The 25724-nt window shown below is 26.9% G+C and carries 20 protein-coding genes; 12 read left to right on the top strand and 8 right to left on the bottom strand.

Going from position 1 to position 25724, the window contains the following annotated elements; all coding sequences use genetic code 4:
- Positions 1-20 precede the first annotated feature (20 nt).
- Together T380_RS0101730 and T380_RS03885 are read left to right on the top strand one after the other, a co-directional pair.
- The gene (locus T380_RS0101730; RefSeq protein ID WP_027334211.1) at positions 21-2006 is read left to right on the top strand and encodes an MYPU_1760 family metalloprotease; all 1986 of its coding nucleotides are present in this window, start codon (positions 21-23) and stop codon (positions 2004-2006) included.
- Entirely contained in the window at positions 1991-2557 is a 567-nt protein-coding gene (locus T380_RS03885) for a DUF402 domain-containing protein (RefSeq protein WP_051599955.1), read from the top strand. Before T380_RS0101730 ends, T380_RS03885 begins: the two co-directional genes overlap by 16 nt.
- A gap of 25 nt (positions 2558-2582) precedes the next feature.
- Here T380_RS03885 and rpmA read toward each other — a convergent pair whose 3' ends face one another.
- The 4 genes from rpmA to gap form a co-directional block, all read right to left on the bottom strand.
- Complete coding sequence (gene rpmA / locus T380_RS0101740) at positions 2583-2846, bottom strand: 50S ribosomal protein L27 (RefSeq protein WP_027334212.1); 264 nt, start codon at positions 2844-2846, stop codon at positions 2583-2585.
- A 10-nt stretch (positions 2847-2856) separates the two neighbouring features.
- Positions 2857-3156 carry a 50S ribosomal protein L21 gene (gene rplU, locus T380_RS0101745; protein WP_027334213.1) on the bottom strand — a complete coding sequence of 100 codons (300 nt, stop codon included), beginning with the start codon at positions 3154-3156 and terminating at the stop codon, positions 2857-2859.
- 109 nt (positions 3157-3265) lie between these two features.
- Positions 3266-4114, bottom strand: coding sequence for a TMEM164 family acyltransferase (locus T380_RS0101750; RefSeq protein WP_027334214.1), 849 nt, complete (start codon positions 4112-4114; stop codon positions 3266-3268).
- Between the two features lie 83 nt (positions 4115-4197).
- Entirely contained in the window at positions 4198-5226 is a 1029-nt protein-coding gene (gap, locus tag T380_RS0101755) for a type I glyceraldehyde-3-phosphate dehydrogenase (protein ID WP_027334215.1), read from the bottom strand.
- Between the two features lie 163 nt (positions 5227-5389).
- On the opposite strand from gap, the gene secG reads away from it, so the two are divergent.
- The 5 genes from secG to T380_RS0101780 all read left to right on the top strand — a co-directional run bounded on the left by secG (position 5390) and on the right by T380_RS0101780 (position 10782).
- Entirely contained in the window at positions 5390-5623 is a 234-nt protein-coding gene (secG, locus tag T380_RS0101760; RefSeq protein ID WP_027334216.1) for a preprotein translocase subunit SecG, read from the top strand.
- The gene (gene rnr, locus T380_RS0101765) at positions 5616-7787 is read left to right on the top strand and encodes a ribonuclease R (protein WP_027334217.1); all 2172 of its coding nucleotides are present in this window, start codon (positions 5616-5618) and stop codon (positions 7785-7787) included. The genes secG and rnr overlap by 8 nt, the downstream gene beginning before the upstream one ends.
- Positions 7788-8117: 330 nt before the next feature.
- On the top strand, positions 8118-8810 hold the full coding sequence (locus T380_RS0101770; protein WP_027334218.1) for a hypothetical protein: 693 nt from the start codon (positions 8118-8120) through the stop codon (positions 8808-8810).
- An 11-nt stretch (positions 8811-8821) separates the two neighbouring features.
- Positions 8822-10480 carry a hypothetical protein gene (locus tag T380_RS0101775; RefSeq protein ID WP_027334219.1) on the top strand — a complete coding sequence of 553 codons (1659 nt, stop codon included), beginning with the start codon at positions 8822-8824 and terminating at the stop codon, positions 10478-10480.
- A complete protein-coding gene (locus T380_RS0101780) occupies positions 10480-10782 on the top strand; it encodes a hypothetical protein (RefSeq protein ID WP_027334220.1) in 303 nt (100 codons plus the stop codon). Before T380_RS0101775 ends, T380_RS0101780 begins: the two co-directional genes overlap by 1 nt.
- 27 nt (positions 10783-10809) lie before the next feature.
- Here the strand turns inward: T380_RS0101780 and frr are convergent, their stop codons facing one another.
- Together frr and pyrH are read right to left on the bottom strand one after the other, a co-directional pair.
- Positions 10810-11361: a ribosome recycling factor gene (gene frr / locus T380_RS0101785; protein ID WP_027334221.1), complete on the bottom strand. Its 552-nt coding sequence runs from the start codon at positions 11359-11361 to the stop codon at positions 10810-10812.
- The gene (gene pyrH / locus T380_RS0101790) at positions 11361-12080 is read right to left on the bottom strand and encodes a UMP kinase (protein WP_027334222.1); all 720 of its coding nucleotides are present in this window, start codon (positions 12078-12080) and stop codon (positions 11361-11363) included. The genes frr and pyrH overlap by 1 nt, the downstream gene beginning before the upstream one ends.
- A 132-nt stretch (positions 12081-12212) precedes the next feature.
- On the opposite strand from pyrH, the gene T380_RS0101795 reads away from it, so the two are divergent.
- The 3 genes from T380_RS0101795 (at position 12213) to T380_RS0101805 (ending at position 21609) form a co-directional block, all read left to right on the top strand.
- Positions 12213-13481, top strand: coding sequence for a hypothetical protein (locus T380_RS0101795; RefSeq protein ID WP_027334223.1), 1269 nt, complete (start codon positions 12213-12215; stop codon positions 13479-13481).
- A 119-nt stretch (positions 13482-13600) separates the two neighbouring features.
- The gene (gene rpoB / locus T380_RS0101800) at positions 13601-17248 is read left to right on the top strand and encodes a DNA-directed RNA polymerase subunit beta (protein WP_027334224.1); all 3648 of its coding nucleotides are present in this window, start codon (positions 13601-13603) and stop codon (positions 17246-17248) included.
- Positions 17248-21609 (top strand): DNA-directed RNA polymerase subunit beta', encoded by a 4362-nt coding sequence (locus T380_RS0101805; RefSeq protein WP_036436833.1) that lies wholly within the window; start codon positions 17248-17250, stop codon positions 21607-21609. Before rpoB ends, T380_RS0101805 begins: the two co-directional genes overlap by 1 nt.
- Here the strand turns inward: T380_RS0101805 and T380_RS0101810 are convergent.
- Together T380_RS0101810 and T380_RS0101815 are read right to left on the bottom strand one after the other, a co-directional pair.
- Positions 21599-22741, bottom strand: a complete 1143-nt coding sequence (locus T380_RS0101810) for an SLAC1 family transporter (RefSeq protein WP_027334226.1) — start codon at positions 22739-22741, stop codon at positions 21599-21601. The two genes, T380_RS0101805 and T380_RS0101810, sit on opposite strands and share 11 nt — an antisense overlap.
- A gap of 70 nt (positions 22742-22811) precedes the next feature.
- Positions 22812-24803, bottom strand: a complete 1992-nt coding sequence (locus tag T380_RS0101815; protein WP_027334227.1) for a bifunctional metallophosphatase/5'-nucleotidase — start codon at positions 24801-24803, stop codon at positions 22812-22814.
- Positions 24804-25026: 223 nt separating this feature from the next.
- Here T380_RS0101815 and T380_RS0101820 point away from each other — a divergent pair, with 223 nt between their 5' ends.
- Both T380_RS0101820 and T380_RS0101825 read left to right on the top strand, forming a co-directional pair.
- Positions 25027-25299, top strand: coding sequence for a hypothetical protein (locus T380_RS0101820; RefSeq protein WP_027334228.1), 273 nt, complete (start codon positions 25027-25029; stop codon positions 25297-25299).
- A gap of 71 nt (positions 25300-25370) precedes the next feature.
- Positions 25371-25613, top strand: coding sequence for a kinetochore Spc7 family protein (locus T380_RS0101825; protein WP_051599957.1), 243 nt, complete (start codon positions 25371-25373; stop codon positions 25611-25613).
- The last annotated feature ends 111 nt before the right edge of the window (positions 25614-25724 follow it).

The following is a 25724-nucleotide window of genomic DNA, read 5'->3' on the forward strand; positions in this document are numbered from 1 at the left end:
AAAGTAATATAATAAGGCATATGAATAATAAAAAAAATAATTCGTTTTCAAATAAGTGATTATATTTGTTTTTAATTCCTCTTATATCTTTGCTAATACTTATTGTTTGATTAATTACTAGTTTCGGAATAAATAATAAAAGCAACACAAACTCTTGAACAATGGAAAAATATTATAATAAATCAGAAGTACCTACAAAAACAAGCAAGAGACGAAATAATGAGATTTTTTGAGATGAAGAAACAGAAATTTCATTTATAAGTTATGAAAAATCCAATAATAAATTGTGATTCAATAAAAAGGAACTCTCTACATTCGTTGATGAGTTTAAAAAAGTAATTACGTACGGCCCCGAAATAAATTTGTTAAACGCTGTTGTTTTTGATGATCCAGATATAACCGATCCGGGCGCATATGGTCTTTATGTATCATTACCTAGAGAAATTCATGTTAATACTAGTCGTTTTAATCAATTTAACTTAACACTAAAGGAAAAAATTGATTTAGTTATGCCAACATTATTTCATGAATATATGCACCATTGAGCGAATATTTACGTTAATAATGGATTAATTTCAAAAATAGATAAAAATTCAAACGAAGACATTTTATATACATATAATGATTCCACTTCTAAACAATTATGAGATGGCAAATATGTTAACAATTTTATTAAATTGTTAAATTATGATAAAGATTGAATACCCCCAAAAAAATATTTAAATAAAAAAGGACATGCAACAAGATATTTTAATATCAAAAATATTTTTGATTACTCAAACTATAATGAGGATCTTTATTTCGGATATAAAACGTTAAAAGAAAATTCATTTTCAAAATTACCTAAAATTAGTGACGATACTGAAGTAATTTTTGACGATAAATTTGATTTATGATTACAAAATAAAACTTCATATGATTTAAAATCATTAAAATATTATTATTCAATGACAGAATTATTGCCGAGAGAATGATTAAAAGTGGCGTATCAATTGCCTTTTGATAATATTACAAAAAACGGGAATGAATATTCAGATAATATTGATTTTAAACGTATGGAAGGTTATAAAAATGTTTGATATAAATCTGGCATGTTAGGATTAATTATTCAACAAAGAAACTATAATAAATTTAATCCATTCCATTTTGGACTCAAAGATAATGCACATGTAGGATGTTATCCAAAACCCAAAACATATCAGTTACAAGATGTCAAATATTTTTCATTCATGAATACATTTATTGACGATTGAACTAGAACAACAAATTTAAATATAAATTATTTAAATGGTAATATTGCTTTTACTGATTCGTTTTATCCAAATAATCTTTTTGATAATGATTATAATAACCCCCCCTTTGATGTCAAAATAGAAGGCAATACAGAAGATTTTTTAAAAATACAATTAGAAGCGATGTCATATGGTAAAAATATAGCTCAAATTTTTAGTCGTTTAGATAAATATAAGTGAACATCATCTAAAAAAGGTGACACAATATCATATGATTCAAATTTTTTAAATGAATTTAAAATAATGGGATATTTAGAAAATAAAAAAGTGAAAAATATTGTTTATTACAATTCAAAAAATGATGAAGTAAGGGTTCCTCTTAGATACACAAATAATACATTTAAGTCTAAAAAAGTTATTATTCAAACAAAAGATGAAAGAAAATCTTTTTGGTATCCAAATGATATTTTTGGCAAAACATATTTTCCATACATTACAGATTCATATATAGATATTAATAATGTAAAATCTGAATTGTTTTTTTGAGATGATATTAATAATGACAATATAATTCAAGATAGAGAAAAAATTAGCGGGTTCACAATTCCGGATTATAAAATTGCCTCAACATTTAATTCATCTATATATGATAGTTATTCTAACACTTTAAATTATGAAGAAAAACTAAAAATAATAAGTAATTCTATTATTTTGTACAAAGATGAAAATGATAACAAGAAAGTAAAAGTGAAAAAATTATGAGCGATAAGTTAAGTGTTGGTGATTATATAAATGTACAAGCATATAAACATAATGGTGTTTTGTATCGTCAGTGAAATAATTTAAGAGTCCTTGATATAAATGAGAATTTCATTTCTCTTTTGTTAAAAAAAACAAAAGTAGTAGAAAAAACAGGTAAAAAATGAGTTTTTAATGATACTGGTTTATGGTTGTTTTCTAAAAAAGGTTTATATAATTGTCTTATTACAATTAAACCAAATGGTTGATATAACTATATAAATATTGCATCAAAATTTATATATGAGGACAAAACAATAAAATATGTTGACTATGATTTGGATATTAAAGTTTATCCAGAAGAATCGTTACGTATAGTGGATCGTAACGAATTTACAGCTAATAGAAAAAAATATAAATATCCTGATAGTTTAGTAAAAAACTTATATAAACAATTAGAATCATTAATTAATTCTTATTATAATAGTCAAGGTATTTTTAATGAGGATTTAATTAATGAAATAATTAATAAAGCAAGAGATGAGAAATTATTGGTAAATGTACTTTATTTTAAAAAGAAAAATTAAAAAAGAGAAAAAAAATAGTCAATGACTATTTTTTTTCTCTTTCTAAATAAATTGATGCATATTTACGATTTCTTTTAATTTCGTATTTTACATATCCATCGATTAGTGCAAATAAAGTATCATCACCACCACGAGCTACATTGAGTCCTGGAAATATTTTTGTTCCACGTTGTCTATAAATAATTGAACCTGCAGTTGCAAATTCTCCATCTGCAAGTTTTGCTCCTAGACGACGGCCAGCGCTATCACGGCCGTTGCTGGTACTACCACCGGCTTTTGTGTGTGCCATTAAATATCACCTATCCTTTTATTTCTGTAATCTTTACACGTGTATAAGGTTGACGATGTCCAAGTTTGCGCTTGTGGGTTGATTTAGCATTATGACGATAAACAATAATTTTCTTTTGTTTTCCTTGTTTTTCTATAATGCCCGATACTTTTGCTGATTTAATGTAAGGAGCTCCAATTTTACCATCTGCCATTAATATTTTGTCAAATGTTACTTTGTCTCCAACATTACCACTAATTTTTTCGATGTAAATGACAGCATCTTTTTCGACAAGCAATTGCTTGCCGCCTGTTTCGATAATAGCTTTCATTTTTTTCCTTTATGTGGCTCATCCGTGAGGTGACTATGCTTTAAACCTTTTTGGAATGGTTACTAAAGAGTAACCAATACATTATATTATAAAAACATAAAAATAGTCTTTACATTTTGTTTTTTTGTTTCATTAAATCAAAAGGTAATGATATTGATCAAACTAGTGTATATATAATAAACGCACTACACAAAGTGGTGGGTATATATAAAATTGTAACAATTCAAGGTTTCAAATCTTTAATGTATGGAATATTGCTAAACATAGGTGATGGCCTTCTGTGTGAAATATTAAATAAATTAGGATAAAAATTGATATTATCTTTAATATGGTATAAAACTTCGTTTCCAATGCATATTAAAATATACTCAATAATAAATATAATTGCTGCCCAAATAAAGGTTGATATATGAAATTTAACAATTCTATTAAAACATGTTCAAATACCTAGAGCCATTAAAATTCCATGGTATATCATTGTATGATTTGAAATAAAAATATTCGAAATAAAAACATCACCTGGATAAAGCATAACAAATAAGCCGCATCATAAATTAAAAATACTTAAGTATGACAAAATTGCATTTGATGCTTTTTCATATTTTAAAGGAATTAATAAAAAGATAGGAATAATATAAAGTGGCATAGAACATAAAACAAGCGGAAAAAATTCGGGATTATTTTTAAAACTTGTAAAATCTTTCCCTAACGAGTATATTTGTTTTAATAATTCTATAGTGAATAATATTATGTAAAAGAATAAAAAAACAAATTTTACAGTTATCTTTTTAGGTTTTCTTAAAATAATGATAAGTAAAATAGAAATTATTAGAAAAGCAAAAAGATAGATAAGGTGAAATAAACCAAATGATGTAGGTGCGCCCGTATTAAATTGTTTATTTAATAAAGAAAATAATTTATTTTTGTCAAATAAAAAAATAACATTTGAAGTTGTCATGTTTTGTACCTTTCATTAATTATATAATTAATTAAAAAGACCTATAATAAAGGTCTTTTTAATTAATATTATTTATACTAAAATTATTTTTCTAATTTAACGAAGTATGTTAATGTTCTAATAAATTGAGCAACATATGAGATTTCGTTATCATATCAACCAATTATTTTGTATAATCTTTCACCATTAACTTCAATTACATTTGTTAAAAGTGAGTCGAATGTACCACCATATGTTGAACCAATAATATCGCTTGAAACAATAGGTTCGTCACAGTATCTTAATGATGGTGATGAAGCTTTTTTAAATGCTGCATTAATTTCTTCAACTGATGGTTGTTTTTCTAATTTAAGAGTTAAGTCAACACATGATCCTGTAATTGTAGGAACACGAAGCGCAAAACCATCTAATTTTCCAGCTGCTTCAGGAACAACAAGACCAATTGCTGATGCTGCACCTGTTGTTGTAGGAACAATGTTTTGTGATGCTGCTCTAGCTCTTCTTAAATCACGGTGTGGAGCATCTTGTAAGTTTTGATCTGCTGTGAATGCGTGAACTGTTGTCATATATCCTGATTGGATACCAAAGTTCTTTTGTAACACATTAACAATAGGTGCTAAACAGTTTGTTGTACATGATGCACCTGAAATAATTTCATCATCTTTGTTAAGAATTTTTTCATTAACACTGTAAACAACAGTTTTAACATCTTTGCTTGATGGAGCCGAAACTATAACTTTTTTTGCTCCTGCTTCTATATGGAAGTGAGCTTGATCTCTTTTTCTGAAAACACCTGATGATTCAACAACAACATCAATGTTTAATTCGCCTCATGGTAAGTTTTTAGGATCTTTTTCACTAAATACTTTAATTTCTTTTCTTGTTTTACCATCTGTTATTATGAATGAGTCGCCTTCAACTTGAACATCAAATTGTAAAGGTCCGAATGCTGTGTCATATTTTAATAAGTGTGCTAATGTTTTTGCATTTGTTAAGTCATTAACAGCAACTACTTCTACATCTTTGTTTTTTGTGTCTAATAAGTGTCTTAGTACAAGTCTTCCGATTCTACCAAAACCATTAATAGCAATTCTTTTTGCTTCTTTAGCCATTTTTTCTCCTTGTTTTTTAATTTTATATACATTTATATTTTATTACAAAACTAATTATAAAAATATTTATTATGGTTCTCTAATGTGTAATTAATACCAATAATTAGGTGCATTGATTTTTTTAATATAATATATAATTTTAAAGTTAATTGAAAGGAGATGGATGAGTATTGCATTGATAGTAATTTTAATGTTAATAAGTATCATAATAATTTTTGTCTCACTTATTATGTCGCCAGATTCAAATGGTTTTAGTGGTGCATTAGTAGGTAGTGGTGATTTGGAACTTTTTAAATTTTCTAAAGAAAGAGGATTTAAAAAGTTTATTAAATACTTTATGTTTTCGCTCGGTATTTTGCTTTTAATTCTTACTTTAATAATGAGGACAATTGTTTAATTCAAATTCTCTTACGCGTGAAAAAATAAGAGATTTTTTACAAAAAAATGGCCATTCAAGTTTTGTTAAAATAGCGCGTAAATTTCAAATACCGGTAAACAAAAATTATCTATTAACTCAATTTTTAAACAATTTAATAACTAATAATTTTATATTTTATGACAGGGTAAAAAACGAATTTTTTTATCAAAAATATATAAAAACTATCCAAGGGAAAATCCAAATAAATAAGGCAAATTATGGTTTTGTAAGTGATGAAATTTCCCCAAATGATTCTTATTACATATCTAGAGAAAATTTTAACAAAGCCTATGATGGCGATGTTGTTAAGGCCAATATATATGAATATGATGGAAAGTATAATGCAATTGTTATAGAAATTTTAGGTCATTCTAAAAAAACAATGGTTGCCAAAGTAATAAGAACAAAAGAAGGGTTAAAATTATTTGGTTATTATGATAAACATAAATATCTTAATTTTAAAATAAATAACATAGATTCATTTGAAATAAAGGAAAATTATTTAGTAAATATAGAAATATTACGTTATCATAAAACATATTTGACGGTAAACATTTTAAAAAATATATGTCCATTAAATAGTGAATTAGTTAATGTGAATGCGAGACTTAATTCTTTTGAAGTAAATCAAGAGTTTTCTAAGGAAGTACTTGATTTGTCAAGTAAGTTACCCGAAGATGTTTCTAATAATGAAATAAAAAACAGATGTGATTTTAGAGATGAACTAATTTTTACAATTGATGGTGATGATACTAGAGATTATGATGATGCTATTAGTGTAAAACGAATTGGCGATAATTTTGAACTTGGTGTTCATATAGCTGATGTCTCATATTATGTTAAAGAAGATGATGTGATAGATAATGAGGCATTAAAAAGAGGGACTTCAATTTATCTTGCAGATCGTGTAATTCCTATGTTGCCAACAAAATTGTCAAATGGTATTTGTTCCCTTAACCCTAATGTGGACCGTATGACAATTTCGGCTATTATGACAATTGATAAAAATGGTAATAATTTAGATACAAAAATTGTTGAATCAGTTATAAATTCAAAATATAGATTGACTTATTCAAAGGTAAATGAATATTTTAAAGATAAAAATAACTCATTATTTGATAACGGATTAAAAAAAGCACTTGATGACGCATATGAGTTATCAAAAATAATAAAAAAATATAAAGAGTCAGAAGGTTATATAGGTTTTGAAATTGATGAACCTAAAATAATTTTAGAAAATAATAATGTTATTGATATTGTTGTTAAAAAAAGTGGAATAAGCGAAGAAATGATTGAGGATTTTATGGTGAGAGCAAATGAGCAAGTTGCTTATACTTTGCAAATTAAAAAAATTCCATTCATGTATAGAATTCATGAAAAACCAGAACTTGAAAAAATTCAAAGCACAAATAATGCTCTTCAAACTCTTGGTATAAAAACAAAGTTTCCATACCCAATTACCTCATTAGAATTTGCTAAAACAGTTAGAAAAATAGAACTTGAAAATAATGACCAATTTCTTAAAATTTTCTTTTTAAGAACTATGCCCAAAGCAATTTATTCCACAAATAATATTGGTCATTTCGGTTTAGCATCAAAAAATTATTGTCATTTTACAAGCCCAATTCGTAGATATCCTGATCTAACAGTTCATAGAATGATTAGAAATTATTATTTAACAAATAAGGAAATACATAATTCTAATTTTTTAAAATCACAAATTGAATCATTTGCAATCAAAAATTCTGAATCAGAACAAGATGGTATTAATATTGAAAGATCAACTAATGATATTTTCTATACCAAATTTTATAATAAGAAAATAGGAACAAAATTTCAGGGGAAAATCTCAACAATTTTAAGATTTGGAATGTTTATAGAACTTGAGTCACATGTTTCTGTATTATGTCCTATATCAAATATGTTTGATGGTAAATATGTATTTGATGAAGAGGATAATAAATTAAAGGCGCCAGGCGCGAAGACATATAAAATAGGAGATGAAGTCTCTGTAATAATATGTTCCACAAATTTAAAAGAAGGCAAAATTGATTGTGTTCTTAGTCATAATTACGATGAATTTTTAGAAACAAAAAATAATAATGAATCAATAAAAAACAAGAATAAATATAGAAAAAAATAATTTATTGTCATCAAAAAACATCACAAAAAATAATTTTGTGATGTTTTTTAATTCGTTATTTATTAATTGATTAATTTAAATTTTTAACAAAAAATACCTAATTTATAATTTTGGTATATAATGAATGTGTAATTGATTTATTTCAAATGATTAGACAAATATATTTTAAAACATTACTTGACCTTTTAAAGCTATAGTAACACGTTAAAATATATGATAAAAAAAGTTGATAAATCTACATCTATAAATGAACTTAAATTAATTACAAAAACTATATATTTTTAATTTTAGAAAAAATTAATTATTTTTAAGTATTTACTAAGAGGAAATATGAGTTGAATTAAAATTGATTTGCATGTTCATTCTGAAGATTCATCCTATACAGGAAGCAATATTTCTAAAGAATCTGATATTGATAAATTGCTTATTTTACAAAAGAATAGAGTAATAATTTCTTGTTTTGCAGATCATGATAAATTTTATTTAGATAGTTATTTAAAAAGATTAGAAATAATAAATAAAGAGATGATTAATTTAACAATTTGACCCGGGATTGAGGTTAATTTGAAAAAATATAATGGACAAAAAGGGCAAGCTATATTTATATTTAATCCAAATTCTGATTTGAAAAAATTACAAACATTAACAGAAAATGAATTTAGATTTTATAAGAAATTATATTCGTATAAAGAAGCTATTCATCTTTTTGAACAAGAAGGTTTCAATTTTATGGTTTTTCCTCATGCCGGTAAAGCGCAAGATAATATGAGTTATGAAGACATAAAAGATTGTAAGGTAACAGGATTAGATGTTACTGATTATAATAATAGAAACAAAAAAGATATAGTTAGACAAATGCCTAATGTGCCAATTTTGTATTTTAGTGATACTCATACATGAAAAAAATATCCTCAATATGGAAAGTATTGTTCATATGTAGAAGTTGAAAATAAAAATAATCTTACATTTCAAGAAATTAAAAATAATATAGAGAACAACAAAGTGTCAAGTGAAACACTTTAGAAAGGAAGAAAATGATAAAAAACATTAAATTTAAAAACAACAACAAAAGTTTTTTACTTAACTTAGATAATCCGGTTAACATTATTGTTGGAGCAAAAGGTATGGGGAAAAGTACTCTATTGCTTTTGTTAGCAGAAGCAATTAATAATAAGAAAATTTTTAAAGATGAATATAAATGATTAATTGAAAAAGCGGGATTCAATGTTGAATCTATAAATATAGATAATTCTGATATCAATTCTCAAGATTTTGGTTATATTTATGAAACAGAAAACAAAAGCAATACAAAAGATAACGGGGTTGAATTTATACAACAAAAAATACCCGGATTTATTAGTCAAAATGATAGAAGAAAAGATTCTCTTGATTCATCAGAATATGTTACTAAGCAAGTTGAAAATTTAAAAAAAGGATTTTGTGAACAAATAGCATTTAATGAAGAAAATAAAAGAGAATTATTACCATTTATTGAATTGTTTGACGATTCTCAAAAATATATAAAATTACAAGAAAAACCACTTGCATTTGGAACTATTTTTGATGATGATTTCTTTCTATCTTCGAATAATATAACAAGTAAAATTATGACTATTGATTATAGTAATAGCAATGAAATTAAGAAAATTAAAGAGTTAAAATCTAAGTTTCTTGATATTGCGGACACAATAAAGAAACTAAATTTGCGCCTTAATGACGTTGAAAATAATATGTCAAAAAATAATGATATATATAATATTCCTGAAGATGAATTACTAGAAATTAAAAAATATATTGAGAAACACAAGGAAACAAATAAAGAACTATGAGAAACTTTATTAAAAAGTTGAAAAATAGTTAAAAAAAACATGGACATAATTTCATGTTTTGAGTCAGAGCTTGAATTTGCTAAAGGTAAATATATTAGAGAACTAAGTAAAAAAAATAAATTTGAAGTTGATAAAAAAGATTTACTATTATATTTTATGAATATGGGTTCAATAATAAAGGAAGCAAAAAATAAGTATCGTTCAATTATTGAAAAAGATATGGAAATAAAATGAAATATATCTGAAAAAGATAAAAAAAATTCATCAATTTCATATAGATTAAATCCTTTTATTTTAACTGAGGAAGATAAATACATGATTTTAAATATTATGTTAGGATGTTCTAATAAAACTAATACTATTTCAGATATATTTTTAGGAAGGTTAAAAACTGATTACAATTTAAAAAGCATTATAGAGAAAATTATTAATGGGAGAATTAAAATTTACGCAGGGGATGAAGAATATAAAAATTTATCAACTGGCCAAAGAACACTTTTTGGTATTACGCATACTTTAAAATCATTGAATAATACAAAAAATGAACAATATTTATTATTAGATCAAATAGAAGACAATTTAGATAACAAAACAATTTATGATGTTATAGTTCCATTGATTCAAGAACATGCCAAAAAGGGCAAACAAATTTTTATAGTAACTCATAACCCTAATATAGGTACATTGATACAAGGAAATACGATAACTGCAGATATTTTTAATGAAGAATTAGATAAAAAATTTATTTTAAACAAAAAAATAAGTGATAAAGATACACCTCAATCACTTTATTTAGAAGGAAGTATGGAAGCATTTAATCAAAGATCAAAAATATATGATGAAAAAATTAAAGGAGAAAAATAATGATTACAATTGATTTTATAATAACAAAAGATGAAAGTAAATATATTTCTATAATTAATGGGGTGGATTCAAAAAATAAGAATAATATAAAAATTTCTATAGATAATCCAACTGATTGAAATAAACAAAATATTAATGCATTTTTAATACGTTTAGCAGCAATTTCGGGGGATAATATTGAGGAACCAATATTAACTGATGCGGCGCAAAAAGCTATTGATAATGAAAAATGTGGTAAAACAATAAAATTCATCCATGAATTATTTGCTGGTTTTGTTAAAAGGTACAATGAATCAAAATAAAAAAAAGCATCAATAAATGATGCTTTTTTATATAGTGGTTAATTCTTTTGTTTTATTATCTGTTAATTTAGCTATTTTATCATTATATTTATCAACGTGTTTTTGCAATTCATCAATATATCTTTTTTCAATATCTTCTGCTAAATTATCGTTTTTTATTTGTTTTATCGTGTTATGTCTACCATTTCTAACACTGACTCTAGCTTGTTCGGTAAATTTTGTTAATTGTTTAACTAATTCTCTTCTTCTGTCACCGGTAAGTGATGGAAAAGAAATTCTTATTTGATTTCCTTCATTAACACAATTTAGACCTAAACTACTATTTGTTAAAGAATTCATTAGTTCTTTAACACAATTTATATCATAAGGTTTTATTAATAGTTGCTGTGGTTCTGGGATTGAAATTGATGCAAGTTCTTCAATTGGAGTTAGTGTATCATAGTAATTTACTTTTATATTTTTTATTATTTGGGGATTAGCGCGACCTGCAGAAATACGTGATAAGTTATATTCATAATGTTCAATCGCTGAATCAGCTTCTTCTAAAAAAAGCAATAAATAGTCTTCGAATTCATTCATTATTTTGTTACCTCTGTTATTTTTATATCTTTATTAATCGCTTTTACAATTGAATCTTCTTTTGTTATATCAAAAACTATTAATTTTATATCATTATCTCTAGCCATAGATGTAGCCGTTAAATCCATAACTTGAAGTTTTTGTTCGATTATTTGATCATATGAGATATGTGGGAAATGTTTTGCTTTTGGGTTTGTTTTTGGGTCTGAATCAAAAACACCATCTACTTTATTTTTACCCATTAATATTAAATCAGCATTTATTTCAGTTGCAAAAAGTGTAGAAGCGGTATCGGTTGTAAAAAATGGTCTTCCAGTGCCAGCTACGAATATGACAACATTTTTATTACTTAGGTAATTATTAGCTTTTTCTGTAGTATATGTTTCACAAACTTTGGGGTCCATAATTAATGATGATAGAACTTTTGTACTCAAGCCATTTTTTTCAAAAATATCTTGTAATGCTTTACCATTCATTATTGTTGCCAACATTCCTATGTAATCAGCTCTTGTCCTTGTCATACCGTTTTTGTTTGCATATGCTCCTCTAAATAAATTACCTCCACCAACTACGATTGCGATTTCAAGATTGTGAGTTTTTTTCAATTCTACTAATTGTTTTGCAATTTTACTTACCTTTGCATAATCGATCAAAAGGTCTTTTTCCTTATTGGCTAAACCCTCTCCCGAGAGTTTTAATAATATTCTTTTCGTGTTCAAAATAACTCCTTTTTTAAAATTATATATATATTTTGCCTCTTACAACTAGTAAAAAACTTGACTTTTTCATTATTTAAATTTTTTTATGAGTTTTTTCGCAAAAACAATACATATATAAGCGAGGTGCTATATATGAATAAAAATGATAATTACTATATTTTTGAATTTGATATAAATAACAAATTATTAAATTATGCTATTAAATTTTATGAAAGTATATCGGATATAAAATATGAGGATTTAGATAATGATAATAAGTTATTATTTCTAGAGAATGCGATACATAGAATTACAATTGATTTCTTTTTCAATTTTAATCAGCTTCCGGATAATAATTTTTATATTTATATTCCGACATATTACTACGAAATAAAAAATTTAACATTAGAAGGAGGAATATTAAAATTATGATATTTTAGAGAAATTAAAACAACTGATAATTTTGATTATTCTATAAAAAATGTTGATTTTAATTGAGAAAATAAAAAAAATTGCACAGAAGCTTTAGTGGAGATAAATAAGGATATTTCAAGATTTTTAGGTAGTGGAAATTATTATATTCGAAACACAAATATGATTGGTGATTTTAAACTTGAACATTTTAGTGATATTGATGTTAGCTGGTTAGATTATGAAGGAATTATCGATTTAGAAAATTATCCATTTTTTAAATTGATAGATTGATCAAAAATAAAACGTAATCACAAACGTTTCGTGTTTCAATTTAACGTTCCCGAAACGCATGAATTTAAACAAATTAGAAACTGTAATTTAAAGTTAATTTTAACCATAAAATCTCAATTTGAAACAAAAGGGAAAATACAAGATTATCAAATTGTTGAAGATTTAAAAATTCATGATTTTAAAACTATCAATGAATTAATTTATTTCAAAAAAGATGTTTTAGAATTCAAGGAATTAAATAAATTCTCATTTGAAAAAGTAATAATTTTCATAAAAGAATTTAATAATAGAAATAAAATTAATTTACCAAATGATTTTATAGATTATGTTAAGAAAGGCTTTAAAAAACATGCTAATTTTTTAAAATCAAACATACTAACAAATAATTTAAAGGATTTAATTGTTGGAGAATATTTAGAAAACGATTTTTATTTTTTTGCAAATGATGAAAACGCATTTAATTATGCATTAATTAATTATTTTTATCATCAAAATAAATCATTTTTTCCAGAATCATCTAATTTTTTCGATAAAGGTTTGTTGCTTTTTCAATACATAAAAAATGTAGATTTGTTAGATGATAAAACTAATTCTATTACCTTATGAAAGCATGATTGGTATTCGAAATTGTTTGAAATTTTTAATTTCTTTGTTTATGAAAATAATGATGAAATATATAAAAAATGATTTTATAATGGAAATATATTTAAAATCTAGTTTTTTACAAATTTTAAAAATTTTAAATTAATTACTCTTTTTATATAGTAAAATATAATTCGATTTATTTTTATTATATTATATATATTATATAAACGTATTTTACTATAGGAGATTAAATGGCATCAACAAAAAAAATTAAAGAATATCGCGAAATTCAATATAGCAAAAACACAGTTAGAAGAGATTATTCAGTTACTAAAAAAAGATTACCGATTACAAGTTTTCTTGACATTCAGAAAAAATCATTTGAGAAATTTAAAACTGAAGGAATTGAAAAAATCTTCCTTGATCACTATCCTATAACAGCTAGTGGCAAAAAAGTTACGATTGAATATATTCCTCATTCTGCTGAGTTGGAATTACCTGGCGAAGAATCAATGAAAATAAGGGAAGCAAAACAAAAAGGCACAACATATGCCGCAAAACTTTATGCTCGCCTTAGAAAACTTTGTGACGAAACTGGGGAAACTAAAGATGAAAAAGTTTTATTTGGTGAAATACCATTGATGACTAAAGGAGCTTCATTTATTATTAATGGTTCTGAAAAAATAATTATGAGTCAACTTATTAGATCAAGCGGGGTATATTTCGGTGTAAATGTTCGTAACAAGCAATCGGATGACCTTTTTAACAAAGTTGAACTACTACCACAATTAGGTTCATGACTAGAGTTTTCACACCGTGTTACAAGTAGTACGAGTGATGTTGTAAAAGTTAAGATTGATAAAAACAAAAATATAACTTTATCAACATTCTTGGGTAGTTTTGGAATGAATGTAAATACAATGCGTCAATTATTTGGAAAATCGGATGTTTTAGAAGAAACGATTAAAAAAGATAAATTGAACAATGATTATAGTTTAAAACAAGACCCTGAACAAGTACGTAATGAGTGTTTAGAATCTATTTACAGAGTTATTCGTAAAGGTGATCGTATAAGTGAGGACGGGGTTAAAAGTTTAATTGCAAGCATGTTTTTTAACAAAAAACGTTATTCACTTTCAAAAACAGGAAGATACATGCTTAATAGAAAACTTAATTTTGTAGATCGTATCACTGATACATTTTTAGGTCAAGATATTTGAACATACAACAATGATGGTTCTAAAGATCAAAAAATGTTTGAAAAAGGAATGTACATTAAGAAAAGTACTGCTTTAAAAATTCAAAAATTATATGATTCGGGCATGATTCCTCTTCAACAAATTCCGGATATAGATGATTCTGTTTATTACAAATTTGTTAAAGAAGATGTAAATTTAAGTACTAGAACTAAAATGGGAACAATATTAGTTTATCCAAGTAAAAAGTGAATGTCACTACAAAAAGAACCAGTTTTAGTTATCTCTAACGACCCAACAAGTGATGAAAATCACTTAATTATTAGTGATATTATCGCTGCGGTTGGTTACTATTTTAATCTTTTAGATGGTGTTGGAAACGATGACGATCCTGACTCACTTATGAACAAGAGAATAGTTAGTGTAGGAGAACTTTTACAAAATGAACTTAATGTTGGTTTTGCAAAAATGGAAAAAAATACTCGTGAACGTTTAAGTGCTAAAGAAATCGAAAAAATTACACCAAAAAATGTAACAAACAACAAATTGGTTTATAACCAAATTAAACAATTTTTTAATACTTCGAAATTATCGCAATTCATGGATCAAATTAATCCCCTTGCTGAATTATCAAGTAAACGTCGTTTAACTTCTTTAGGGCCTGGTGGTCTTAATCGTGACACGGCTCAATTCGAAGTTCGGGATGTACACCCAACTCATTATGGAAGAATTTGTCCAATCGAAACACCAGAAGGACCAAACATAGGTTTAATTCTTAATCTTGCTTCTCATGCCCGTGTTAATGAACTTGGATTTTTAGAAACACCATATTTTAGAGTTAATGAAGGTGTTGTTGATTATGATGATGTATGTTATCTTTCAGCCGCTGAAGAAACAGGTCATGTATTTATTCAATCATCGACAAGAGTAAATGATAAAAATGAAATTGTTGATGATTATGTTGTGGCTCGTTATAATGGTGATTATGTACAAACACATAAATCAGAAGTTGAATTTATTGATGTTGATTCTAAACAAATGACATCATTAGCCGCTAGTGCAATCCCTTTCTTAGAAAATGATGATGCCAACCGTGCTCTTATGGGTTCAAACATGCAACGTCAAGCAGTTCCTCTTCTTGTTTCGGAAGCCCCTCTTGTAGCAACGGGAATAGAAGCAGATATTGCTAAATTTTCATTTTCAAATATTGTTTGTGAACATGCTGGTGAAGTTGTTTATGTAGATGCAAATAGAATTGAAATCAAGACTGAAGAAGATTCTAGAAATAAAAAAGGTCATGTTGACAAATATTACTTACGTGTTTTTGAACGTTCAAATCAGGCTTCATTAATACATCAAAGACCAGTTGTAAAATTAGGTGAATATGTTGAAACGGGACAAATAATTGCTGATGGTAGTTCATGTTGTGATGGTGAGCTTTCATTAGGTAAGAATGTAATTGTTGCTTTCAGTACGCTTAATGGATATAACTATGAAGATGCTGTTATATTAAGTGAACGTTTAGTTAAGGATGATGTATACACATCTATACATATAGAAGAACAAACCATTCAATTTAGAAATTCTAAAGCTGGAAATGATATATTAACAACTGAAATTCCAAACACATCAACCGCTTCAAAACGTCATTTAGATGTTAATGGTATTGTTACTATAGGATCGGAAGTGCAACCAGGAGATATTTTGGTAGGACGTGTTTCCCCAAAAGCAGATGACAATCCAACTCCAGAAGAAAAATTATTATCAGCGCTATTTAGTAAAAAACAAGCAAATGTCCGCGATACTTCTATTAAGGTTAAAAATGGTCATTCAGGAACAATAATTGATACCGAAGTTCTTTCTCGTGAAAACGGTGATATTCTTGAAGATGGTGTTGAAAAAATTGTCAAAGTTTGAATTGCTCAAAAACGTAAAATAAAAGTTGGGGACAAAATGGCTGGCCGTCATGGTAATAAAGGTGTTATATCTGTAGTATTACCGATAGAAGATATGCCATATATGGCTGATGGGACTCCAGTTGATATCGTATTAAACCCACAAGGGGTTCCTTCTCGTATGAATATAGGACAGGTTCTTGAGTTGCATTTAGGTTTGGCCGCTAAGAAATTAGGTGTTAAATTTGCTACACCAGTTTTTGACGGGATTAACAAAGAACAAATTTTTGAAGCGTTTAAAGAAGCAGGACTACCGGAAAATGGAAAAATGGTTCTTTATGATGGTGTAACGGGCGAACCATTTGATAAAGAAATTTCTGTTGGTATCATGTATATGCTTAAACTAAGCCACATGGTGGATGATAAAATGCATGCTCGTAGTATAGGGCCATATTCATTAATTACTCAACAACCTCTTGGTGGTAAATCTCAAAACGGTGGTCAAAGATTTGGAGAAATGGAAACTTGAGCTATCGAATCTTATGGAGCAACAAATGTATTGCAAGAGTTGCTTACATATAAATCTGATAATATTTTAGGTAGAAACGCTCTTTATTCTGCGCTTGCTACGGGAAAAGAAATGCCAAAACCTGGTATTCCAGAATCATTCAATGTTTTAGCATATGAATTAAGAGGATTAGGAATAAAACTTGAAGTGCATCGTGATAATGTTCAAGAAGAAGAATATACAACGCAATCAAATAAAGAAATAAATCGTGATGATACAAGAAAAAATGGGGGTAGATAATGAAAAAGATTTGAAGAAAATATGGTTCATTAGATGAATCAGAAATTAAAAGAATTTCATTATCACTTGCGACAAAAAGTGATGTTGAAGAATGATCTCATGGGGAAGTTACTAAACCTGAAACTATTAACTATAAATCATATAAACCTGAGAAAAAAGGGTTGTTTGATGAGTTAATTTTTGGACCAACAACTGATTATAAATGTGCTATTTGTTCAAAAAAATATAAACAATCAAATGAAAATATGTTTTGTACTGCAACACCAATTTGTCAAGCTGAAAAACCTGAAATTTTACCAAAAATATCACGCCGTTCAAGAATGGGGCATATCGCTCTTAATGTTCCAGTTGTTCATTTTTGATTCTTTAAAATTGACCACTCATCTATATATAAGTTATTAGGTTTAACTGTAGAAGGTACCAAAACACAAGTTTCAAAAACAGCTATTGAAAATATAATTTATTACAAAAGTCATATTGTTCTTGAATCTGGTGGTTTAAAGAACTTACCTAAAAACACAATTATTGAAATTAATGATGCAGCAATTATTTATAAAAATGCTTTATTAGAATTGCGTGATCGTTTTGAAGAAGGTTCAGAAGAATATGAAGATATCACAGAACAATTAAATGAACTTGTTAATATTGCGGATTCAAAAATAGGTCATGATTATGGTATTGATTTTTACGAATTAAATGATATTATCGAAATGTATTCGGATGCAAAAATCGGTACAGGTTCTAAAGCAATTGAATATTTACTTGAAAATGTCGATCTTGAAAAAGAAAGAGATATAGTTAAAGCAAGAATTGATGATTTAACTAATAAAATAAATATAGATAATAAAGAAAACAAAACAAGAATTCAGGAACGTGATCGTTTATATAAACGTTTATTTGTTATTAATTCATTTATTAATTCAGGCCAAAAACCAACAAGTATGCTTATTTATAACTTACCAGTTATTCCAGCGGACCTTCGTCCTCTTGTTCAACTTGATGGTGGTAGACACTCAACAAGTGATATAAATGAATTATATCGCCGTATTATTATAAGAAATAATCGTCTTAAAAAATGAAATGAGCTAGATTCTCCTAGATTAATAGTTCAAAACGAATTGCGTATGATTCAAGAAGCGGTTGATGCTGTTATTGATAATAGTCGTAAAACACCAAACCCAGTTATGTCAAAAGACAATCGTCCTTTAAAATCTATTTCAGATGCTTTAGCTGCTAAAAAAGGTCGTTTTAGACAAAATTTACTTGGTAAACGTGTGGATTATTCTGGACGTAGCGTTATTGTTATTGGACCAAGTTTAAAAATGCATCAATGTGGTGTTCCGCGTGAAATGGCGTCAAAATTATTTGAGCCATGAATAATTAGAGAATTAATTGATAAAGAGATAGCGAGTTCAATAAAAACGGCTCGCAGACTCATTGAAAATTTAAATCCTATAATTTGACCTCATGTCGAAAATGTAATTAAAGATAAATTAGTTCTTTTAAATAGAGCCCCTACACTTCACCGTTTAAGTATTCAAGCTTTTGAACCAGTATTAATACGTGGTAAAGCTATTAAATTGCATCCTCTTGTAACTCCAGCCTTTAATGCTGACTTCGATGGGGACCAAATGGCTATCCATGTTCCTGTATCAGAAGTTGCTATGCGTGAAGCTCGCGAGTTGATGTTGGCATCTAAAAATATATTAGGACCAAAAGATGGGGAACCAATTATTAACCCATCTCAAGATATGTTGCTTGGAATTTATTATTTAACCCAAGAAAGAAAAGGTGCTCTTGGTGAAGGTCGTTACTTTGTATCGTATGATGATATGATTCGTGCATATGAATTCAAAAAAATTGAATTACATGCCCGTGTAGCTCTCCCAATTGAAGAAGTTAAACCTAAAAATCATATTTTTAGCAAAAAAGATGGCGGTTATATAGTTACAAGTGTTGGTAAATTTATATTTAATAAACTTTTCCCTGATAGTTTTGATTTTGTGTTTGATAATTCTTTAGAAACTCTTTATGAAAATGAAAAAGTGTTTGAAAAACACTATATTCCATTTGGAACAAATATTAGTGAATTTGTTAATAATATTCCTGAATATAACCCGTTATCTAAAAAAGATGTTGCAAGAGTTATACGTTCTGTTTTTGATAACTATGATGCCGCTATTACCAAAGAAGACGTTGCTAGCGTTGTTAATAAAATTGGTATTGACGATTACTTTGAAAAAGATAAAATTGATTCATATTATTCAGAATTGATTGATTTTAGAGGTAATAAATTAGATAGAAAACATGTTGAAATACTAAAATCATTTACATATGACATATTCAAGAAAATAGATGAACGTAAAAAACATAATAATGAACCATCAACTTTATTTGTTGATGATTATGTTGAAATATTAGAAGATATATGATTTAAATATACAAATATTGTAGCTAATGTTCTTGATGGTATTAAAGCATATGGATTTAAATATTCGACAAAATCAGGAACCACTATTTCCATAAGCGATATTATTACATTACCAAGTAAACAAGAACATATTAAAAAAGGTGAAGAATATATCAGTAAATTGCAAGAAGCATTCAAAAAAGGTCTTTGTACAGATGATGAAAGATATAAATTAACAATTCTTAAATGATCACAAGTTAAAGATGATATTCAAAAAGATCTTAATGAAGTTACTAAAGAATACCCAGATAATCCATTATTTATAATGATGAGATCAGGGGCTCGTGGTAATATATCAAACTTCGTACAGTTAGCTGGAATGCGTGGTTTAATGGCAAACAACTCAAAAACTCTTAAAGCCGATGCACAAAATGAACGTGTTGTTCGTTCAACTGTTGAAGTTCCAGTTAAATCTTCATTCCTTGATGGTTTAAGTGCTTATGAATTTTATTCATCAACTCATGGTGCTCGTAAAGGACTAACGGATACAGCACTTAATACATCTCGTTCAGGATATTTAACTCGTCGTTTAGTTGATGTTGCTCAATCAATAGTTGTTCGCGAGGATGATTGTGGTAGTGATTTTGGATTTGTTATAAAAGACATTGTTGATACAAAAACTAATTCAATTATTGTTCCATTTAAAGAAAGAATTGAAGGAAGATTCACAAACAAACCAGTTTATGATAATAATGGTAATTTAATTATTGGAGCCAATGAATTTATAACTTCAGAGAAAGCTGATTTAATTGATAAAAGTTTAACTGATAAACGTATTGAAATAAGAAGTATTTTATCTTGCCACACCCCTAATGGTGTATGTAAAATATGTTATGGTAAAGATTTAGCAACTAACAAAATTGTAAGTATTGGTGAAGCAGTAGGTATTATAGCTGCTCAATCAATTGGTGAACCTGGTACACAGCTTACAATGCGTACATTCCATACTGGGGGTGTTGCTGGTGTAGAGGATATTACTGGTGGGTTTGGCCGTTTAATTGAATTAATTGACGCCTATGAAAAACCATGGGGTAGACCTGCAGAAATTGCTAAATATCATGGTTATGTAGTAAGTATTAATGAACTAAATTCAAATAAAAGCAAGGGCAATGAATCACTTATTACGATTATGTATGATATAAATGGTGAAGAAGTTGAAGAAAAGATCCACTTTAGAACCAATAGAATTCTACGTGTTAAAGAAGGTGATCGTTTAATACCTGGTCAAAAAATAATTGAAGGTCCTATTGAACTAAAACACTTACTTAATATTACAGATTCAAGAACTGTACAAAATTATCTTCTTAAAGAAATACAAAGACTTTATCGTATGCAAGGTATTAGTATTAGTGATAAATATATTGAAATAATTATTCGTCAAATGCTTTCTAAAATTCAAATACAAGATGCCGGAGATTCAAAATTCTTTGTTGGTAATTTTGTTGACTTATATGATTATCAAATAGAGGCTGGCAAACTCATTTCTGAAGGTAAAAAACCTCCATACGGTGTATGTGTAATAAAAGGTGCAAAACAAACACCATTACTTTCTAACTCATTCCTTGCTGCTGCCTCATATCAAGAAACAGCTAAAATTTTAGTAAATGCAGCAATTAGTAATCAAGTAGATAATTTAGAAGGTTTAAAGGAAAATATTATTTTAGGGCATAAAATTCCAGCCGGAACGAATTCTAATTATGAGAAAAAATCAAAATACGATATCAGAGATCCTAAAGAATATTTCCCCGACAAATATGTTAAAACAATATTGGAATCTAGCGTTCAAAGGGATGAAATTTCGAATGAAATTGATAAAATCCTAGATGAAGAGCAAGAGAATAATATAACAAATATCGATGAAGATAGTGATATAGATTATTTTAATGAATAGATGCATTACATGCATCTATTTTTTTGTTTATTCAAAACACTTTATGTATTTCAATTGCGTATTTTATGTTAACAAATATAGTTATAGAAAATGAAATAAGCAATAAAAATACACTAAAAGCTATACTTGTTCAATAAATTGTAATATGGGAATTAAAAAATAAATAATATGCAAAAAGAGCATTACCGGTTGCACTAATTGATGAAGGGAATGTTAGGGCTCCTCATGAATGTGAATATTGATGCAACATCATAGATTTAACAAAAATTGCAAAGAATAAACAAACGCTTAGTGCTGCTCAACAATACATAATGATTACAAAAATATCATAAAATACTTGATTATTCAATAAATTTTGGGTCATATTTGTATTTTTTGTTCTAAAAGGATCGAACGCAGATAAAAAACCGATACTTAACATATTTGCTGGCGATGAATATATTGCCATAGATGGTATATTTTTTGGATGAGAGTGTGGTTTAAATAAAAATTTATATAAAACTAATGGATACATAATAATAAATGTGCCAAACCCAATAAATCATTCTAATTGTCAAAATAATAATGGCAATATATCACCTAAGTTATTTACATATCCAGGAGTAATTGATACACCAATTAGAGGAACAAATCACGAACTATATATTTCTCCAAGTCAACTTTCTTTTTTAGATCATATTTTCTTTATAAAAAATATAAAATAAGCAATTTGTAACGCTATAACAAAAAAGATATATACATTTACCGAAAGTAAAAATCATCATTTTAATTCATTTTTTAAAAAGGTCGAATAAATTCATCCAAATGAATTTGCTAATGTACAAAAATCTAAAAGTGTAACTGCGACAGGCCCAACAATTTCAGGATTTAATAATTCTAATTTAATTTGTTTAATTCCTAGAGAATAATATCTAAAACATAACATTATTAAGTAAAAAATACAAATTAAAATACAAAAAATTTGAATAGCAAGTATAGTGTATAAACCTGATAATGGTAAGTTTGCATTATTCTTATTTTTATATATATTTGTTGTTAGTGAAGCTAATGCAGATGCAATTCCCATTGAACCAAGTGCAACTGTATTAACTGCCAATGGTATACTTTTGCACTTTTCTTTAAAATTTTTCATAAGAAGAATTATAAATTATTTTCTCGCAACTTGACATAATTAAAAACACTCGTTTTTGAGTGTTTTTAATTTATAAATTAACAATAATATTTTTTGGAATAGAAGAATTATCATATAAACTAATTGCCTTATCTCCAAAAACATTATTTAAAGCAGGTGTAAAATTAGTTGCGGTTATAAGTTTACCATATTCAATAAGAGATTCTAATAAATCACCACCCTCAAATACAAGTTTTGCTTTATCTGGATTTTTAGTGTAATCTAACATTGTATAATTGTCACCACCTACAAGAATAAAATCATTTGTTACTACATAATAATCTTTATTTATATCAATAGGTTTATCATTAATTAAAATAGTTGATTCATCAATTGCATATATTTTTTTACCATTTGTTTCTGAGGCTAATTTAATTTCCCCCTTAACATTTCTTGAATATTGCGCAAATCCTCCAGAACCTACATTAGAACCATGTTTAATCATTTCTAATAAAACATTTCCTTTAACTTGGACGGCGGCAATTCTATTACCGAATGGACAAACTCCTAAAACATCACCTTTTTTAACATCTCCAGCAGGAATATTTTGACGTAAACCGCCACTATTAAATAAACCAATAACATTATCTAGATCAAAATTAATTACTTGATTATTTATTTTAGGATTGTTTTTTACAAAATCTCATGCGATTGCATCTGATGCAAACATTCCTAAATTAGTTTGTTTTGCGCGTTCATGTGTTAAATTAATTGGTAAATTAAATACGACTTTTTCATATTCCTTTTTAAATTCTTCTTTTAAATCAATTATTAATTTACTTATTTCTTGATTTTTATTTTCTTTTCCGCCTAGTAATTCAATTTCTTCAATTGGTCTCAATCTCTGATTGATGTTTTCAATAGTTCCTGTTTGGGTATCAAGTGTTATATCTAACTCACTTAAATATTTAGTATAACAAAGCGCTTGAGTTAGGTATGTATCCTTATTATTTACTTTTTCAATTGGGACATATGTATGTGAGTGACCATCTAAAACTAGGTCAATATTTTCCACTTTTTTAGCAAATTCCCTCGCATCTCAATTTGCATCATTTCTATCAACTCCTAAATGTGTTAAAACAACTACAAAGTTGATACCTTTATTTTTAAGCTCAACTGCAACTTTGTTTGCCTCGTCAATAGGTTCTAAAAATGTTACGTTAACAGAATTTTTTGGGTGAGAAGTGAATTTTGTATCTGGAGTAGTGATTCCGATGATTCCAATTTTCAAACCTGATTCTAATTCTTTTATAATATAAGGTTTAAATACTCTTTCACCTTCTTTAGCATCCTTATTATCATATGTTTTTACTTTTTCATCTTCTGCTTTTTTGTTTCATACAACATTACATGATAAGAATGGCATTTTTTCATTAGTTCTTTGAATTTCAAATAAATGTTCTAAACCATAATCAAATTCATGATTACCAACAGCGATTGCTTCATATCCAGCCAAAGATGCAACCTTACATATTGTTTTACCTTTATCCATGTCTGATAATGGTTGTCCTTGAATGGTATCACCAGCAGAAACTAAAAGGTCTCTATCCATATTTAAACCTAAAATCTCTGCCAATCCTTGCATTCCGGAATAATTGTTATATTTTCCATCATCAAAAACTAAACGTCCATGTTCATCGTTTGTATGAATAATTTTTATTATTTGTTTTTCAAATCCTTTTTGAGCGTTTCTTAAATTGTTAAATTTATCATTTGCATCTTTTCTTAATTGTTGCAATGTTTGTGTTTGTTCTTTAACTCATTTGTCTTTTTCTTCAATTAATTTTTTTCTATTGTCTTTATCTTTTTCCTTATTTATTGCATCTTTTTTATTTTTTAATATTTTTACTTTCTCGTCAATAGAATCATTAAATTTTTTATATGAATTTATATATTCATTTCTTTTTAACTCTAAATTTTTTGCATCTTCCTTAAAGTTATTTTGTTGACAACTAACAATTGAAATGGGAGCAACCAAAATAGTTGATAATACTCCTAAGCTTCACAATATTTTCTTTTTCATAATTTCCTTCCGCTTTTTTGTGCCATATAATTATACTTAAACCATCAAATATGACCATTTGTTTGAGAAATATATGAAAATAAATTCCATATTTTTTATATGATAACATCCTATACCTTACTTTTTAATTATTAATACAAAAAGCATTAATTTCCTAAAATTTTGTTTTTTCTATCATTTTTTTGAAAAAAACAACATTTATATAGTGAAAGGGGAAAGTATTATGTGTAAAAATAAAGATATTATTTATAATTTAATTGACAATTCAGTTAAACTAACAAAAAAGGAGGCAACATCTATTTTAAAACAATACTCTGATATTGAAATTTTTGAAGTAAATTTCGAAAATGAGCCAGATATAGTTTGGTTGCTTGCTAAAATAGATCAAAAAAGTATGAAAAAAATAGAAAACGATAAGATAAAACAATTAGAACAAACCTTACTTAATGCAATAAATGGCGTTGAAAGTAGATTGATGAAAAGGCTGATATATTAGAGAATAGAATTGATAAATTAGAGGAAGATGTAGCTGAATTAAAGAAAGATGTAATAACATTAAAAACTGATGTGACAGAATTAAAAACTGATGTAGCAACGTTAAAAAAAGATGTAGCGGAATTAAAAACTGATGTAGCGGAATTAAAAACTGATGTAGCGGAATTAAAAACTGATGTAGCGGAATTAAAAACTGATGTAGCAATGTTAAAAAAAGATGTTGCAATACTAAAAAGCGATGTAAATGTATTAAAAATAGATGTAGATTTATTAAAAATAGATGTAGTAAAACTTAAATCATTTCATAATCTTTAATAATGAAAATCAACTAAAATTAGTTGATTTTCATATTTTTTAATAAATATAAAATATGTAAGTCTACAAGAGTTAAATTTACGATTAAATAATAGTAATAAAATACAAACA

This window comes from Mycoplasma elephantis ATCC 51980 (assembly GCF_000687815.1).
Classification (GTDB): Bacteria; Bacillota_I; Bacilli_A; order Mycoplasmatales; family Metamycoplasmataceae; genus Mycoplasma_H; species Mycoplasma_H elephantis.